Source organism: Natrinema sp. CRL1 (assembly GCF_059162405.1).
Window position 1 is genome coordinate 728,973 of sequence record NZ_JBLVOY010000001.1, and the last position, 15,401, is coordinate 744,373.

14 protein-coding genes and 1 tRNA gene are annotated in these 15,401 nt (G+C 60.6%); 4 read left to right on the top strand and 11 right to left on the bottom strand.

Going from position 1 to position 15,401, the window contains the following annotated elements:
* The first annotated feature begins 86 nt into the window (after window positions 1-86).
* On the top strand, window positions 87-1,421 hold the full coding sequence (locus tag ACJYUO_RS03850) for a hypothetical protein (RefSeq protein WP_494344077.1): 1,335 nt from the start codon (window positions 87-89) through the stop codon (window positions 1,419-1,421).
* Window positions 1,422-1,442: 21 nt separating this feature from the next.
* On the opposite strand, the gene ACJYUO_RS03855 is transcribed toward ACJYUO_RS03850, so the two are convergent.
* Genes ACJYUO_RS03855 through ACJYUO_RS03885 form a run of 7 tightly spaced genes read right to left on the bottom strand, consistent with a single transcriptional unit; the run spans window position 1,443 to window position 10,274 of the window.
* Entirely contained in the window at window positions 1,443-2,195 is a 753-nt protein-coding gene (locus tag ACJYUO_RS03855) for a DUF7289 family protein (RefSeq protein WP_494344078.1), read from the bottom strand.
* Window positions 2,192-2,680 (bottom strand): DUF7266 family protein, encoded by a 489-nt coding sequence (locus ACJYUO_RS03860; protein ID WP_494344079.1) that lies wholly within the window; start codon window positions 2,678-2,680, stop codon window positions 2,192-2,194. Before ACJYUO_RS03860 ends, ACJYUO_RS03855 begins: the two co-directional genes overlap by 4 nt.
* 1 nt (window position 2,681) lies before the next feature.
* Window positions 2,682-3,140, bottom strand: a complete 459-nt coding sequence (locus tag ACJYUO_RS03865) for a hypothetical protein (RefSeq protein ID WP_494344080.1) — start codon at window positions 3,138-3,140, stop codon at window positions 2,682-2,684.
* Complete coding sequence (locus tag ACJYUO_RS03870; RefSeq protein WP_494344081.1) at window positions 3,134-3,757, bottom strand: DUF7288 family protein; 624 nt, start codon at window positions 3,755-3,757, stop codon at window positions 3,134-3,136. The genes ACJYUO_RS03865 and ACJYUO_RS03870 overlap by 7 nt, the downstream gene beginning before the upstream one ends.
* A gap of 1 nt (window position 3,758) precedes the next feature.
* Window positions 3,759-4,295 (bottom strand): DUF7287 family protein, encoded by a 537-nt coding sequence (locus ACJYUO_RS03875; RefSeq protein ID WP_494344082.1) that lies wholly within the window; start codon window positions 4,293-4,295, stop codon window positions 3,759-3,761.
* Window position 4,296: 1 nt separating this feature from the next.
* Window positions 4,297-6,375 (bottom strand): type II secretion system F family protein, encoded by a 2,079-nt coding sequence (locus ACJYUO_RS03880; protein ID WP_494344083.1) that lies wholly within the window; start codon window positions 6,373-6,375, stop codon window positions 4,297-4,299.
* A complete protein-coding gene (locus tag ACJYUO_RS03885) occupies window positions 6,372-10,274 on the bottom strand; it encodes an ATPase, T2SS/T4P/T4SS family (RefSeq protein WP_494344084.1) in 3,903 nt (1,300 codons plus the stop codon). The genes ACJYUO_RS03880 and ACJYUO_RS03885 overlap by 4 nt, the downstream gene beginning before the upstream one ends.
* Window positions 10,275-10,548: 274 nt before the next feature.
* On the opposite strand from ACJYUO_RS03885, the gene ACJYUO_RS03890 reads away from it, so the two are divergent.
* Both ACJYUO_RS03890 and ACJYUO_RS03895 read left to right on the top strand, forming a co-directional pair.
* A complete protein-coding gene (locus tag ACJYUO_RS03890) occupies window positions 10,549-11,316 on the top strand; it encodes an SDR family NAD(P)-dependent oxidoreductase (protein ID WP_494344085.1) in 768 nt (255 codons plus the stop codon).
* A 161-nt stretch (window positions 11,317-11,477) separates the two neighbouring features.
* Entirely contained in the window at window positions 11,478-12,719 is a 1,242-nt protein-coding gene (locus ACJYUO_RS03895; protein WP_494344086.1) for an acyl-CoA dehydrogenase family protein, read from the top strand.
* A 392-nt stretch (window positions 12,720-13,111) separates the two neighbouring features.
* Here the strand turns inward: ACJYUO_RS03895 and ACJYUO_RS03900 are convergent.
* The 4 genes from ACJYUO_RS03900 to ACJYUO_RS03915 all read right to left on the bottom strand — a co-directional run bounded on the left by ACJYUO_RS03900 (window position 13,112) and on the right by ACJYUO_RS03915 (window position 14,621).
* Window positions 13,112-13,184: transfer RNA gene (locus ACJYUO_RS03900), tRNA-Arg, on the bottom strand.
* Window positions 13,185-13,199: 15 nt separating this feature from the next.
* Window positions 13,200-13,517 (bottom strand): Sec-independent protein translocase subunit TatA/TatB, encoded by a 318-nt coding sequence (locus ACJYUO_RS03905; protein WP_494344087.1) that lies wholly within the window; start codon window positions 13,515-13,517, stop codon window positions 13,200-13,202.
* A 188-nt stretch (window positions 13,518-13,705) separates the two neighbouring features.
* Window positions 13,706-14,041 carry a DUF7344 domain-containing protein gene (locus ACJYUO_RS03910; RefSeq protein WP_494344088.1) on the bottom strand — a complete coding sequence of 112 codons (336 nt, stop codon included), beginning with the start codon at window positions 14,039-14,041 and terminating at the stop codon, window positions 13,706-13,708.
* 64 nt (window positions 14,042-14,105) lie between these two features.
* Window positions 14,106-14,621 (bottom strand): helix-turn-helix domain-containing protein, encoded by a 516-nt coding sequence (locus ACJYUO_RS03915; RefSeq protein WP_494344089.1) that lies wholly within the window; start codon window positions 14,619-14,621, stop codon window positions 14,106-14,108.
* A gap of 279 nt (window positions 14,622-14,900) precedes the next feature.
* On the opposite strand from ACJYUO_RS03915, the gene ACJYUO_RS03920 reads away from it, so the two are divergent.
* A complete protein-coding gene (locus ACJYUO_RS03920) occupies window positions 14,901-15,380 on the top strand; it encodes a redoxin domain-containing protein (protein ID WP_494344090.1) in 480 nt (159 codons plus the stop codon).
* Window positions 15,381-15,401: the final 21 nt, after the last annotated feature.

Genomic DNA, 15,401 nt, shown 5'->3' on the forward strand with positions numbered 1-15,401 from the left:
TCACAGTTCCCGAACCGGACTGTCCTGTTCGCACACTGGAAGACAACCACTCGTTACATGACGGTCCGTCGAATAGTTTCTGGTGGATGCCTTCGCCCGACCTCCACTCGTTTGTCACCCGCGTCGGGGCACTGGTCGACGCCTCACCGCCGACCACCCGCCGGGAGACCCGAACCTTGCTCGTCGACCCCTTCCTCGAGACGCTCGGCTGGGACTGCCGTGCCGACTCGTGTCTCACGGACCGGTCCGTCGATGGCACCCGACTCGAGTACGTGCCGTCGATCGATTCCGTTCCGGCGCTGTTCGTTGCCATCGAGGCCTACGACGACTCACTCGAGGAATCTCGAGCGAACGCGCTTCGAAAAGCGATGGCGTGGACCGGCGTCGACCGCGCGATCTACACCAATGGCCGCGAGTACCTGCTGCTTGCGGGTACGACTGACATCGAGTACCGCGCGCTCAGACTGTCCGAACTCATCGACAGCGAAGCGACGCTCGCTAACTACTCGAGGGAGACCCTCGGCCGCGGACTCGAACAGCACTCTCGGACCCACGTTGCCCGCCAACTCGCCGTCGAGCGACCGCAACTCGTCGATTCGATCGCGGATCGACTGTCGGCGGCTACCGTTCAGGGCGATGTCTACACCGACGAGTTCGAATCCGCGGTTGACCGCTTCCTCGACCGGCTGGTCGTCGCGTTCGCCGAGGACGAGCCGGAACGACGGGAGCCCACGTCGGATGTCTCGGTTCGGTTCAGCGAATCGGCGCTCACCGACGATGGGACGCCGACGGCCGCCGGAAGCGACTCCGTCTCACGATCCGAATCAAACGATGCCACAGCCGGTAGCAATGACACAGGCAGATCCGATACGAACACGGCAGACCTGGAGAGGGCTCCGGGCTCGAGTGCGGACACAGGTTCCGACTCCGAGACAGATACGGACGACGCGACTGAATCCGAGAGGAATGGCGACGCAACGTCCGCCGCTCGAGACGACATCCCTCGCAACTCGTCTGCTGCCGACGCTGAGGCGGATGTTGATGAAGACGGAGACGGCGACGGGGCCACCGCGGAAGCCGACGGCGAATACGTCGTCCGGTTCTTCAACGAGCGCGGTTCGATCGGGGCGATCGGTCACTCCACTGCGGAGGGAGCGCTCATCGAAACCGCCGAATACCTCTTCGAACGCGGCCTCTCCGGGGTCCAGGTCCCGTGGAGCCCCGACGACGCTGACGACACGGTCCTGAACACCGAGCCCGCTCACGCTGACGGCTCGCCGATGGCCGAATCGACACAGCTCTCGAACGGTCTCTATCTTGAAACTGCGGGCGATGTCGACGATCGGGCTGCTCGAGTCGAGGCACTGGCCGCTCGCGCTGGTTTGCGGGCGATGTTGACCGGCGACTGGGAAGAAGCGTAATCGGAAGTCGGACCGGCTCGGTTAGTACTCGATGTCGACGTCAACGAGGGTTACGACGACTCGTCCGGAGTCACCAACATCGCACGTTTCTGAGCCCCAGCCTCCGCTATCGACCGTCGAATTCCATGCGTCTTCGTAATCGCTCTCTTCGACAGAGATATCGACAGTATCTACCTCATTGTAGACCCTACTACTGCGGTTTTCGACGGATATCGTGAACCCGAGCCCGTCGCTGCTTTGTATCGACCGGTTATCTGCTGTGACCCTCACAAGCGAGATAACCGCTGCCTCCTCACCGCATCGTAATTGGGGTCGTTTGCTGACGGTACTCCAAGTCTCCGACTCGTCGCCTCGCATAAGACCACCGCCCTCGTACGCGATTCGATCTCCCTCAGATGTGTACGTGAATTCACCGAGGTTGACTGTCTTTCCGTCGTCATACTCGTCATAGTCACTACCCCCCTCGATCGAGATGGTCAACGTCGTTCCGCTATCCCCGGTTCTGACCGTCCCCTCTCGCAGCGCGAGTTCGCCGTAGCGTTGCTCGATTCCGTCGTATCGGATGACGTCGTTGAAGTTTACCGCGAGAGCCTCCATCGCCCGGTCGGCGTTCTGTAGTTGTTCGGCCTCTTGATAGTCCTGCATGGCCTGGAACCCGGTCATCGACAGCAACGTGACGGAACTGAGGATGATCGCGAACACGAGGATGAACGCGAGCACGTCGGATACCGCACGGGAATCCCGTTGTCCTGACACAGATTGCCTGCGTCTCATTGATCCCAGCTCCTAATCTGTATCTCGTCGCTTTCGTAGACGATTTCGATCGTACCGCCGGTTGCTGACGTTTCGTTGATATCGTTGTCAGTCTTGATCGGTACGTGAGCAACGGCGTCAGTGTCCTGTGCAGTCAGTTTCACGCAGGCAGTGTTCTCCTCAAGCAGCGGGGCATTATTGCAGTCCGCCTGTAGCTCGACGGTGTACCGAGAACTTGCGACTGTCCGTGGATGCTCAGTCGTGAGAGTCACGGTGTCATCGGTTTCGTTCGCGATCTGATCGACGTTGCCGATTTCGTCGGCGATCCGTTCGCCGACCGTCTCGAGCGAGGAGTCAGCGCTCCGTTCGGTCTCTGACTCGAGCATGGTTCCGGACGCCGTCAACAGCATGGCGATGAGAATCGTCGTGATACCGATCGTGAGGACGTGCGTGATCGTGATCGAGACAGCGCGATCTTGCTCGTCGTGCTGGCCAACCGTGAGCATTTCAGGGACACCCCGGTTCGACGGTCAGGTTTTGCTTGTAGCTGAGGGAATTCGAGTCGTACGAAACAGTCACATTAGCACTTTCAAAACTAGGGCTAGGTGCGTCGGTCGCGGTCGCATTAATGTAGCTGATGTCTACGACCGCCGGTGTCGAGTTCACCGTTGTGTTCTGATAGGCCGTCTTGAACGTCGAGATGTTGGTCTCTGCCTGCGACTCCAACGTGCTGTTATCACTTGCGCCCGATTGGGTCTCCACATAGTGGAGCAGACAACCGACACTCTGGTTGACCTCCTGTTCGACCACATGGGCATTACCCGCACTTTGACTCGTCCCACCGGAGGACAGTGTCTCCGTATAGAGGACTCCGTTGAAGACGACGACGATTCCCAGAATGATGAACGCAAGTGAAACCGCACCGATGAGAATTACCTGCGCTCGCTCGCGCCGTCGAGTTACCATAGTATCACCCGCACTTCCACGACGTTGTAGAGTGGCGTTTCGTCGCCAGATCTGCGGGGGATCATCTCGTAATCCTCCTCGGCAGCCTCCCGAAGCTCGTCGCTCGAGTCAGACGTTACGATCTGATTATCGTACAGCGTGACGGTGTAACTCGCGGTCAACGCACTCGAGGGCGGACTACCCTGATAGACGAACGTTCGCTTCGTGCCCTCTTCCGGGTACAGTTCGACGTTGTAGCTCCAGCCGTTCTCACTGAATCGCTCCTTCAATAGTTGTCCGAGTTCCGACTCATTCGCGAACTGTTCCACGGAGTAGGTCTGGTTATTTTCCTCGGGTGCCGGCGGTTGGTCCGTATTTTCGAAGCCACCATCTCGATCCCAATTTCGGGTCACCTCGGAGAGATTCCCGCCCTGATTCGAAACGATCAGCGCGTCTTGTGCCTCCTGTTGGATCTGTGCCTGTACCGTCCGGTCGGATAACCCGCCCGTCGTCGGCGTGATCACGGCCGACTGCAGCGCGAACAGGACGGCCATCAACACGACCATCGCGCTGATGAATCCCTCGAGCGTGTAGGCTTGGCCACGGTCGGTCTCGGTTCGGCCGTCGGATCCCCGCATATTACCATACCCTCACAACGATCCGACACGCGGGGTCACAGCTCCCGGAACCGTCTGTAATCGTGACGATCCGTGCCGAGCTAGCCGCTGCCTGGTCGTCGTACACGTCACCGGCCGTTCGGTTATCCTGCGTATCGATCGTGTTACCGTCATTGAGCGTCTCGATACTGATGTTTACCCGATCGATTTGATTCCCGTTGCTCGAGCGAAGGCTGAGATTTTCGGTCAGATTTCCCTCCGCATACGTCGTGTTGAATGCCGTCGAATTGATCTCGTTGCCCGATCCCGTCGACACATTGTGGACGATGCGATCCGCAATTCGATCGGCCTGTGCCGTCTCCGCGCCGCCGACCGACGAGTCGAAGGGGGTCACGACCGACGGGAGAAACGAGAAGACGAAGGCGATCGCTAGCAGGAAGACGCCGATACCGATGGCGAAATCCTGCGTGGTCTGGCCCCGTCGATCCAGCGAGACCGAAATCGTTCGTGGTCGCTGGGAGTTGCCTCGCCGTTGATCGTGTGTTCGTTTGCGTCTCATATCAGGCCACCAGTATCCAGCCGATGAGCGCGATCGATGCGAGTCCGATCGCGTATTTCAGCCCGCTCAGCAGATCGGCGTCCCGGATGTACCCACAGATGAATCCGGAGATGATCGCCTGGAGGGTCACGGCGTGGAAAAACAACACTGAGAGCATGTCGACGTCGATGTTCTCGCTGAGGTTCGCCCCGCTCGTCGCGCCTCCGCCACCGGCACCGGCACCGGATCCGCCAGTTTCGGCACCGCTCCCGCCGGCGTTGAGGCCAGCCATCGTATCGATGAACTGGGTTTTGAGGATCGCGATCACCGCGAGCACCGTCATGAACGTCATGATGATGATCACGATCTGCATCCGCGTTCGGGATTTTCGCTCGCGTTCGATGTCGTCGTGGTTCTCGCTCGCTGTCGCGGCCGTCCGAAGCACATCCGAAATCTGGTTCGACGCCTCTTGGGCTTCGGTGATCAGGCGCGTCGTCCGGGCGAGTCGTGGAATGTGGTACTTGTTGTTGAACTCGATGAGCGCCTCCTTGAGGCTCATCCCGTAGTTGACCTTGGTATGCATCATCTCGAACTCGCGGGCCAGCTTGCCGTTCGTGGTGTCGGAGACGGCCTTGAGCGACTCGAGTAGCGTCAGCCCAGTGTCGTTCGAACTCGAGAGTTTGCGGAGGTCCTCGGAGAGTTTGTTGACGACGGAATTTCTGTGACGAACGTTCCATTCGCGAAAGATCGCGAGGGGAATCGCGGTAATATACAGCGGCAGGTAGATGTAGAGGAACGTCCCCCAGATCGGTCTATCGAGGAGTTCCCCCCACGACAGCGGCGCTTCGCCGTTGACTACGGCCGTGACGACGATGACCAGCGTCAGGGGGACGGTTATCGCGAGCGTGACCAGCGGATGATCGCGGAAGAAGAGGTGGGGTTTTCGCAGGACCTCCATCGTCTCGTAGGTCCCCTCGCGGTTCTTGATCCGATCGAAGACGCTGTGTTCGCCGGTGAACTGTTCGACGAGTCCGAGGCTCAACAATCCGTCTTCTTGCCCCGTTTCGGTCCGCTGATCGGTGTTTCCCATCGAGAGGTAGCCGTCGCCGGGCTCGTCGTGTTTGACCGTCGAAACGAGGACGATGAAGCCGACGCCGATCATCGGGATGAGGCCGTAGACGACCATATAGAGCATGTTGTCAGTCACGGTCGCGTCCGGAATCATCTTCATGACGACCATGATGATGATCAACAGCAGCGGGAACAGGGACAGCGTCATGTACATCTCGCCGAACAACTCGAGGGTCTCGAGGGTGAGTTCCTGTTCCTGCTTTGCGGTACGCATGTGCTTTTCTTTCTTGTCCTGCAGGAAGCTCTCCATATCACCGCCGCTGTTGACGATCGAGAGCATGTCAGTCAGGAACTGCGAGAGGTCGTCGCTTGGCGTCTCGAGCGCTTGTTTTCGGATCGCCGTTCGGTAGTCGATGTCGAAATATTCGGTCTCCTTGACGATGCTCTGGAACTCGTTTGCGACCTCGCCGTAGGTGTCGTCGGCCTGGGCCATCGCTTCGATGATCTCGAGTTGGTTCAGCCCACCGACCGACAGGGCGTACATGAACGAGACCGAGTCGGTCAGAAGCATGTTGATCTCGCGCTTGCGGGCTGAGGCGCGCGAGTAGGGGATCGCGACCATCGATCCGAAGCCGATCGCGAAGCCGATCGATCCGAATAGCAGTCCGGTAACGAAGACGACGGCCGGAACGCGAATCATCTCGATAATATCGAGGAGGAGTCCGTGGCCGACCGGGATCCCGATGAGCGCCTCGTTCGAGAGGAGACCGATGGCGAAGATGCCGTAACCGAGCAGCAGGCCGATCAGCCAGAGGCTAAGCCCGCTGATAAAGCCGATCCCGAGTGCTCGGGAAAGATAGAGCTCGACCGTATCCGTCATCCGGGCCTGTGCCAGTTTCGTCTCGACGTCGCTGACGAACTCGCTGTCCTCGCCGAACAGCCGGTCGTAGAGGGGGTAGAACCGATCGCCGAGCCCGTCGGAGCTGGCCGACATGCCCGAACCGCCGCTGTCGTCGGTCTGGAGGCTCATGAGTCGTCGTCCTCGTCGCCGTCTTCAGCGCCGAAGATACCGCCATCGTTCTCAGTCGATTCCTCGTCGGCGTCCCCTTTGAAAATCGACTCGTCGTCGCTCGAGTCACTGTCTCCGTCGTCGAACAGCGAGCCGTCATCGTCGGCTTCGTCCGCGTCGTCGTCGGTGAAAATGGAGTCCGAGCCGCCGCCGAATATCGAGTCGGCCTCGCCATCGTCGCCGGCGTCGGGTGATCGTCGCTCGTCGGCAGTTGGCTCGTCGTCGACTGACTCGGCCGAATCCGGGTTCGATTCCGGCCCGGCCTCGGCTATCGGTTCGTCATCGTCGTCGGACCCGTCCGGCGGGTCTGCAGTCCCGTCGTCGATATCGATCGTCGGCGGTTCCCGCTCGTCGCTCGAGTCCTGCGTATTCGTCTCATCAGGAGCCGCCGAGTCAACGGTGGACGGCTCCGACCCGTCGGATTCGTTCTTGGAGTTCGCGTCCCTCGTCGAATCGGTTGGCCTCTCTGTCGTCGATGCCTCGTCAGTCGCCTCCGATGTTGAACCGTCCTCGTCAGCGAGTTGCTCGCTGAAATCATCAGCGTCCGACTTCCCGTCCGATTCCGGATCGAAGATCGAATCGAGATCGTCTTCCGGGAACATCGAATCGAATCCGGAAGTATCCGGCCGGGCGGAAGCCGTCGAATCGCCGGTCGAGGCGGCCTCCTCGGAACCGGGGCCGTCGATCTCGTCTATCGGTCCGCCCATATCGTCGAACAACCCGCCGAGATCCCCGTCCTCGGCGTCGTCATGTGGGAGAATCGTCGACCCACCCGAATCATCCGAACCGCTCGAGTTGTCAAAACTGTCCGTGTCGTCCGAACTCGTGCCCGAAATTCCGTTCGTGGTGCTCTCGTCCGGTTCAGCCGCCGAACTCGTCGCACTCGAGGAGGTCGTATCGGCTTCCGACTCCGGTCGGGTCGGCAACTCCGTCTTTGGGTCCGCGGTCGCCCCAGCGTCGGCAGCCGGGCCGTCCTGCGGTTCGCTACTCGAGGCTGTCGTGGGGTCGGCACTGGAAGCGACAGCGGCCGTCCCGTCGGCAGACGAATCACTCTCACCAGTGGCAGGTGCATCTGCGGTTTCGTTGTCAGTCGGTTCGACATCGAACCCGGAGTCTTCGCTCAGCCACGCCGGCTCGTCACCTCCGTCGTCGCCGTCGATCGCGAACTCGGCCGAATTGTCACCTAACTCCCAGGCGTCCTCGTCGACGGTCTCGTCGACATCGCCGCCGAACTCGAACTCCTCGCTGTCGGCGCGGTCGACATCGATCGTGCTCTCTTCTTCGACGTCGCCGAGCGCGCTCGCGAGCCCGCTTGGCACCTCGCCGCGGAACTCCTCGAAGACCGATTCCTCGGCCCGCTCTAAGATATCCATCGAGAGGTTGTACGTCTCGCTGGTCGACTCGGGCCGGGGCACGAGTTCCTCTTTCTCCGGATCGACGTCGATCAGCACGCTTTCCATCTCGCGGAGGTCCTCGAGGCTGTCCTCGAGTTGTCCGTTCGCGATGAGCGTGAGGATCGTATCGGGGTCGTTGATGAAGGCTTGGACCGTCGCGGCGACCTGCGCGTACGTGTTCAACTCGTTTTTAATGAGGTATGCGAGGATGACCTCCCGCTTGAACAGTTCCTCCTCGAGCTTTTCGTTGCTCCACCCGCGGTCGAACTGGATCTCCTCTAACGTGTTCGAGTCACCCATCTTGAGGTACTCGTCAGTTTCGGCCTGCCACTGGTAGACGTCCTGGACGTTGATCTCGTCGTGTTCGGCCTCGTAGTGGTTGATCTCGGTCAGGGACTTGTTCCGGCGAACCTTCCGCCCTTGAACTCGCGTCTGGGTCTGGATCGAAACCAGATCCAGCGCCGTGAACATCGTCTTCGAGACGTTGATCGGGTCCGTCGTGAATCGCTTGAGGACCTCGTCGACGGAGTCGGCGTGGAAGGTGGTGTAGGTGGTGTGCCCGGTCGACATGACCTGGAAGAGTGTCCGACCTTCCTCGCCACGGATCTCGCCCATCACGATGTAGTCGGGCCGCTGGCGCAACGCGGCCTCGAGCAGGTCGAACTCGTCGACGTCGCCCTGCTCGTCGTCGGAAAACGACGGTCGGGTGACGCTTGCGATCCAGTTTCGCTGGGGCAGTTCGACCTCCCGAGTGTCCTCGATCGAGACGATCTTCGCACTCGAGGGGATAAACAGCGAGACGGCGTTCAGCGAGGTCGTCTTCCCGGATGCAGTACCGCCGGCGAAGATCAGGCTCTTGTGGTTCTCGATGGCAAGCCAGAGGAAGGCCATCTCGTCCAAGCTGAACGTGTTCCAGTTGATGAGGTCGATCGGCGTGAACGGAACGTCCTTGAACTGTCGGATCGTGTAGTTGGTCCCGTGGTCGGACACTTCCTCTCCGAGCGTGAGTTGGGCGCGGGAGCCGTCGGGGAGGGTCGCGTCGACCTGTGGCAGCCGCTTGCTGATCCCCTTGCCCGAGCGCTGGGCGAGTTTGACGACGAAGTCGTCGAGTTCGTCCTCGCCGTGGTAGATGTTAGAGATGATCTGCTCGTACTCGGAGTGGTAGACGAACACCGGCGAGTTGTAGCCGTCGACGGAGATGTCCTCGACGTTGATGTCGTGTTTGATCCCATCGATGCGCTCGTAGCCGATGAAGTCCCGCTTGAGCAGGTAGAGTAGCTTCTCGACTTGATACTCGCTCAGCGTGTCCGGATCGTCCGCGAGGACCGCCGGCTCGGGCCGGACCGAGAGCCCCTCGAGTTGACTCGGTCCGGTGTCCTCGACCTCCGTTTCGTCGTCGTCGAGCAGTCCACGGAGTGTCTCGAGGATTCCTTCGGCCGTTTCGCCGGAGGTCGCCTCGAAGAGATCGTATCGCATTAACAGCCGTCGAGTCTCGTCCTCGATAACCGTCCGGCGGCCGTCCTCGTTCGATTGTTCCTTGATACCGTCTTCGGAGTACTTGATCGCCTTCCGGAGTTTGCCCGAGAGGAACTCTTGGAGTTCGATCTCGATCTCGTTCCGGTAGGGCTCGATCATGTAGTACTTCTTCTCGTTTTCCTTCTCCGAGTGGAAGATGACGACGTAGGCGTAGGGCTTGTTCACCCAGTAGCGCTCGACTTCCTGGAAGTGGGTCTTCTTCTCGAAGGGAACGGCCTTCTCGAGGTCGTAGCGATTGGAGACGGTCGTGTTGCCCGCAGCCGTCGAGAAGAACTCGTCTTCCTCGATGTCTTCTTGGACGTTGACGGTCCGTTCCTCGACGATATCGTCGAGTTCCAGCGCGGCATCGTTGCCGGCCGCGAGACGTGACTCTACCGTGTCGGGATCGAAGCCGAGGGCTTCCTCCTCGTCGTGACGGATGATCTCGCCGTCACCGTCTCGCGGGCGACTGCCGTCCTCGTCGTAGTAGTACTCCCACTTGTAGTGTTCCCAGGTCCAGGTGTCCTTGACGACCGGCGTCGTCTCCGGATCGACATACTCGCAGAAGATCTCCCACAGCGTGTCGGCGTCGTCGCCGGCGGTGGGCAAGACGCGATCTGTGAGGTCGTCGGGGTGGTGGCCGAGATACGATGCCGGATCGAACTCGACCTGATTCCAGTCGTCTCCGGTCGGCACCCTCGAGCCGACGTTCTCGTCGGTATCGAGCCCGAGTTGGTCGTCGGTTACGCTCGGATCCGGGTACAGGTCGGAGATCTCGTCACCGTGCCCGTACTCGTCCATGAACTCTTCCCACGTGTACTCGCCGACGCTGACCGCCGAATCCGATATCGGGCCAGCCTCATGAGACCGCTCGTCTTCCGACGCAGCGTCGGATGCCTCCCCCTCAGAAAAGTCCCCGGCATCCGATTGGTCGGCCTCGTCAATAGCCATTGCGTCTACACGAACGCTCACCCTTCAAAAAATTCATCCGCCCATTACCATTTCTGATAATCCTATGCCGGACGATTTCGTGTACGCGCCGACAGGCTTTCTATAATATGGTCTCCATCCTACATTAACTAACTAGTAGACGGATCCATACAACCCAACTGGTGACGCCCCGGCGAAATCCGCGTCATCGAGCGGAGCCCCAAGACAGCGACCGGGAGTCGACAAGAACCGGTGCGCGAAAAGCTTGACGTGGCCGACGACGAAACGGGGATCGATGAGCGATCTGTTCGACCTCGAGGGGCGAGTCGCAGTGGTGACCGGCGGCGGCCGCGGTATCGGCCGCGCAATCGCCGTCGAACTGGCGAACGCGGGCGCGGCCGTCGTCCCGAGTGCTCGGTCGACGGACGAAATCGAGTCCGTCGCCGCGGATATCGAGGCCGCGGGTGGCGATGCGATCGCCGCCCCCGCGGACGTGACCGATCCCGACGCCGTAGGCGACGTGATCGACCGCGCGGTCGACGAGTTCGGCGGCGTCGACGTCGTCGTCAACAACGCCGGCTTCAACCCCGACGACGCGCTGGGCCGACCCGAAGACGTCGAGACCGAGAGCCTCGATCGGGTACTGGACGTCAACCTGAACGGGGCCTACGAGGTCACCCACGCCGCCGCCGATTCCCTCCACGAGAGCGACGGCGGCTCGGTCATCAACGTCGCCAGCGTCGGCGGGCTAGTCGGGCTGCCGCGCCAGCACCCCTACGTCGCGTCGAAGCATGGACTCGTCGGGCTCACCAAGAGCATGTCCTTGGACTGGGCTCCGGAGGTCCGAGTCAACGCCGTTGCACCGGGGTACGTCTCGACGGAACTCACCGAAGACCTCGAGAGCAACGAGCGACTGCGCCAGTCGATCGTCGATCGCACGCCGCTAGAGCGGTTCGCTGACCCCGAAGAGATCGCCGGCCCGGTCGTCTTCCTCGCGAGCCAGGCCTCGAGTTACGTGACCGGTTCGGTACTCGCGGCCGACGGCGGCTGGACGGCCCGATAGGGACCGGTTTTCAGCCGGTTGCCCGTTTGGGACCATCTCTACCTCCCGATCCGAACCGATCAGGTTCGGCCGCTCCGTCCCATCAGCAAAAATCGTGGTGGTTGTTGTGACCGCGTGGTAGTTCTCCCAATCCTTAGCCGCTGCTCCGAGCTACCACCATTATGCGATACAATGATAGCAACCGAGCGCGCGAGGTCGCCGATCGCGCCAACGCCTTGCTGGAAGAGGTCGTCTTGCCGATCGAACGCGAGCGAGCCGGTGGAATGGCCGTCTCGAGCGGGACCATCGCGGAACTGCGCGAGGCCGCCCGCGAGTACGAGGTCTATGCACCACAGATCCCCGAGGAGTACGGCGGGCTGGGACTGTCCTTCCGCGATTCGCTGCCGGCCTTCGAGGAGGCCGGCCGCAGCCTGCTCGGACAGGTCGCGATGCGGGTCGACGCCCCCGATGAGGGGAACATGCACCTCCTCGAGTTGGCCGGCGACGAGTTACAGAAGGAGACCTACCTCGAGGCGCTGGTTGCGGGTGAGCTCAAGTCCGGCTTCTCGATGACCGAGCCGATGCAGGGTGCGGGGTCGGATCCGAAGATGATCCAAACCACCGCGGAGAAAGACGGCAACGAGTGGGTTATCGACGGCCACAAGTGGTGGACGACACAGGGCGTCGAGGCCGATATCCTGATCGTCCTCGCCCGGACCGATCCGGAGGCTCACCCCTACGAGGCCTGTTCGCTCTTCCTCGTTCCCGCCGACGCCGACGGCGTCGAGGTCATCCGCGACGTGCCTCACATGGGCGGCGGAAATCGGGGCGCATCCCACGCCGAGATCCGGTACGAGAACGTCCGCGTTCCGGAGGAACACCTGCTCGGCGAACTGAACGAGGGCTTTACCCACGCCCAGGAGCGGCTCGGTCCCGCCCGCCTCACCCACTGCATGCGCTACTCCGGGATGGCCCAACGCTCGCTCGACATCGCGAAGGCCTACATCAGCGAGCGCCGGGGCTTCGACTCCACCCTCTCGGACAAGCAATCGCTTCGCCATCGGATCGCCGACGCCGAAACGAAACTCCACATGGCCCGGACCGGCATCCGCGACGCTGCCGACCGGATCGCCGCCGGCGACGAGGCCCGCGTCCCCGTCTCGATGTGTAAGGTCTACACCGCAACCGCCACGCAGGACGCGATCGACCTCGCAGTCCAGTGTTGCGGTGCCAACGGCATCGGCAAAGACCTCCCGCTCTCGGACTTCTACGAATCGGTCCGACAATTCCGCATCGTCGACGGTGCCGACGAGGTCCACCGGCGGGTCATCGCTCGCGCAGCCTTTGAGGACGTTCCCGAAGAAGAACTCGAGCCGCTCACCCGCTTTGGTGCCCCGAACCGAGACCGACGTGCCGATCACTAACGACGCGCTCGCTGTCGGTCGTTTCCGTACTGGTTTCGTTGTCCGTCCGACTGTCTTCTGTTCGCATGGAACGATCGGCTAGAACGATGTGGTACGATCGGCGTTGCTCAATCACTCCGCTCTGAGTCCCGTCGGTCGCTATAGTGGCCACTATAGTCTCTCCCGAGTTTCGTGTCGTGTCTCGAATGTGGCTTTTCGGCAACGACTCAGCCGGGATTCGAACCACGGTCGCAGCGAAGCTGCTCCCTGCTTCGAATCCCGCCATGCCTGTTCGCTCACTACGTTCGCTGCACGGGCGTGGCGGGATTCGAACCGGAACGAGACTCGCTTCGCTCGTCTCGTGGGGTTCGAACTCCGGGCCCGTTCGCTCGTCGCGTCCGCTCCTCGCAGAACGGGCGTGGCGGGATTCGAACCCACGATCAGAAGGTTAGGAACCTCCTGCCCTATCCGCTAGGCCACACGCCCCGGCGCGAAAAGAATTTAGTTGGTTTCCGTTTCGGGCTCCGTCTCGGTCTCCTCGTCGGTGGTGACGGGTTCCGTGTCGACGAAGTCCTCGTCTTCCTCGAGGTCGGAGTCGGTCGCGTCACCGTCGTAGTCGCCGGTTTCGCGCATTTCCTCGAGTTCCGTTTCGACCTTCTCGCGCCCCTTCTGGAACTCGCCCATCGCCTCACCAGTCGATCGTGCCAGCTTCGGAATCTTGTTGGCTCCGAAGAGCAAGACTGCGATGACGAGGATGATGGCGAGTTCCGGAGGCCCCATGCCGCCGGGAATGAACAGCGGTGCAATTTCGGCTACCATCTCTATGCGTTGCTTACCCGCTGGCAATTATAACCTTTTTGGACCACTTAGGTAACCAAGAAGCCGCGACAGTCCGTTTGAGGACACCAATCGGATAGTTTGACCGCATCGATCGGTGGCCGAATCACACTCAGTTCACGAACTCGAGTAACGGAGCCCGGTCGCCCTTCTCGGACATCACACCGCGATCATCTCACATCGCATTCGGCCGCTGTGGCAGCTTCGAGGATTGATTGGGCGAACTGCAGGTTCGTGTCCGATTCGATACGGTCAGCTGAAGCGTTATACGCGACGATCTCGGCGTCATCCAGAATCGGAAGATGACTGTGATGCAGCGAGAGTATCATCTGTCGTTGCCGGTCGTCAGACACCTTATTCGAGAGTGAAGTGTCTCCACAGAGCTCGCGCGCGAGTTCCTCGGTTGTAATGGCCGATTCGTGCTCGCGGACGATCTGACAGACTTGTCGCCGCTCCTGTGCGGCGAGCGCAGTGAAAACCGGGTCGAATAGTTGATGCGCTTGCATGCTATCTCTACTATCTATCGGATATTAGGAGAGGAAGCTGCCTGACGACTCAGGCCTTTAACTACTAGTTCCGTCGAAGCGCGAGTTCGATGAGCGTAGCTGTCGCACGTCGCAACCGTTCCGAGAGTGATTGTGCGGAAATTTCCAACTGCTCTGCCAGATCCGCTTGTGTAATCTCACGCGGAATGGCGAAGAAGCCGGATTCGTAGGCCTGTACCATCGCCGTTCGCTGTGGATCCGTCAACGAGGCCCCACTGGCGCTTTCGGCGTTGGTCCGGTCGTAGAGCGAGAGTAGAACGAACGAACAGCCGCTGTCGACGTACTGATTCCGATAGTCAGTGACCGTTTCGCGGTCGGGCACAGCCAGCCGAATCAGCCAGCCGTCGTGTGTTCCCGTTGCCTCGAGCGGGACGATATTGTCCGAATACCACGACGGGACGGTCGACATCTCACGGCCCGCGTCGGTAACATTGACCCGGTAGAACTGGCGGGTATCGAGTTCACAGAGGTGTTCGAGGTCTCGTACGGTCGGATCGAGAGCGATGGCATCCTCGAAGTCTGCTCGATTGACACCGTTCATCCAAAATAAGAGTCTGATGGTATCGCTGTCGGCACTATACTGATAGTCAACGGAAATTGTAATCGATGGAAACGTCTCGAGTGTGTCTGCCAATATCGCTGATTTGAGCTGGAATTCAGCGACCAGCACACCTAATTTATTAGGACGTTCATTTATAAGGACTTCTCTCGCCGAGTAGAAATTTCATCTCACTGTATACACGTGTGGGGTGGACCCGATACCCGGTCAACTGGTCCGCGAACGAAACTGTCTTTCCGGCTTGTACACAATAGCCGGACGATGGTAACAACTGGAGATGCTGCACCCGACTTTACCGCACCGCTCGCAAACGGCGACATCGAGGAGTTCACGCTCTCCGAGCGCCTCGAGGACGAGGCACCGATCGTCCTCGCCTTTTTCCCCGGCGCGTTCACCGGTGTCTGTACCACCGAGATGTGTACGTTCCAGGACCGGCTGGCTGCGTTCAACGACCTCGACGCCACCGTCTATGGCGTCAGCCGCGACTCGCCGTTTACCCTGAACGAGTTCCGAGAGCAAAACGGCCTCGAGTTCGGGCTGCTCAGCGACTACAACAAGGAGATCATCGACGACTACGAAATCCCGATGGACTTCGCCGATCTGGGCGTCTACGGCGTTGCCAAGCGTTCGGTCTTCGTCGTCGACGCTGACGGCGAAATCGCCTACTCGTGGGTCAGCGACGACCCCGGCGTCGAACCCGACTACGACGAGGTCGAGGCCGCAGTCGACGACCTCTCCTAACGCTGCACGGACACTCGACCG

What these genes read in the sequence shown, in the direction of transcription:
- ACJYUO_RS03850 (WP_494344077.1), top strand. Translation starts at nt 87, where the DNA reads ATGCCTTCGCCCGACCTCCACTCGTTTGTCACCCGCGTCGGGGCACTG.
- ACJYUO_RS03885 (WP_494344084.1), bottom strand. Translation starts at nt 10,274, where the DNA reads ATGGCTATTGACGAGGCCGACCAATCGGATGCCGGGGACTTTTCTGAG.
- ACJYUO_RS03915 (WP_494344089.1), bottom strand. Translation starts at nt 14,621, where the DNA reads ATGAACGGTGTCAATCGAGCAGACTTCGAGGATGCCATCGCTCTCGAT.
- ACJYUO_RS03905 (WP_494344087.1), bottom strand. Translation starts at nt 13,517, where the DNA reads ATGGTAGCCGAAATTGCACCGCTGTTCATTCCCGGCGGCATGGGGCCT.
- ACJYUO_RS03890 (WP_494344085.1), top strand. Translation starts at nt 10,549, where the DNA reads ATGAGCGATCTGTTCGACCTCGAGGGGCGAGTCGCAGTGGTGACCGGC.
- ACJYUO_RS03860 (WP_494344079.1), bottom strand. Translation starts at nt 2,680, where the DNA reads ATGCTCACGGTTGGCCAGCACGACGAGCAAGATCGCGCTGTCTCGATC.
- ACJYUO_RS03910 (WP_494344088.1), bottom strand. Translation starts at nt 14,041, where the DNA reads ATGCAAGCGCATCAACTATTCGACCCGGTTTTCACTGCGCTCGCCGCA.
- ACJYUO_RS03895 (WP_494344086.1), top strand. Translation starts at nt 11,478, where the DNA reads ATGCGATACAATGATAGCAACCGAGCGCGCGAGGTCGCCGATCGCGCC.
- ACJYUO_RS03875 (WP_494344082.1), bottom strand. Translation starts at nt 4,295, where the DNA reads ATGAGACGCAAACGAACACACGATCAACGGCGAGGCAACTCCCAGCGA.
- ACJYUO_RS03855 (WP_494344078.1), bottom strand. Translation starts at nt 2,195, where the DNA reads ATGAGACGCAGGCAATCTGTGTCAGGACAACGGGATTCCCGTGCGGTA.
- ACJYUO_RS03870 (WP_494344081.1), bottom strand. Translation starts at nt 3,757, where the DNA reads ATGCGGGGATCCGACGGCCGAACCGAGACCGACCGTGGCCAAGCCTAC.
- ACJYUO_RS03865 (WP_494344080.1), bottom strand. Translation starts at nt 3,140, where the DNA reads ATGGTAACTCGACGGCGCGAGCGAGCGCAGGTAATTCTCATCGGTGCG.
- ACJYUO_RS03920 (WP_494344090.1), top strand. Translation starts at nt 14,901, where the DNA reads ATGGTAACAACTGGAGATGCTGCACCCGACTTTACCGCACCGCTCGCA.
- ACJYUO_RS03880 (WP_494344083.1), bottom strand. Translation starts at nt 6,375, where the DNA reads ATGAGCCTCCAGACCGACGACAGCGGCGGTTCGGGCATGTCGGCCAGC.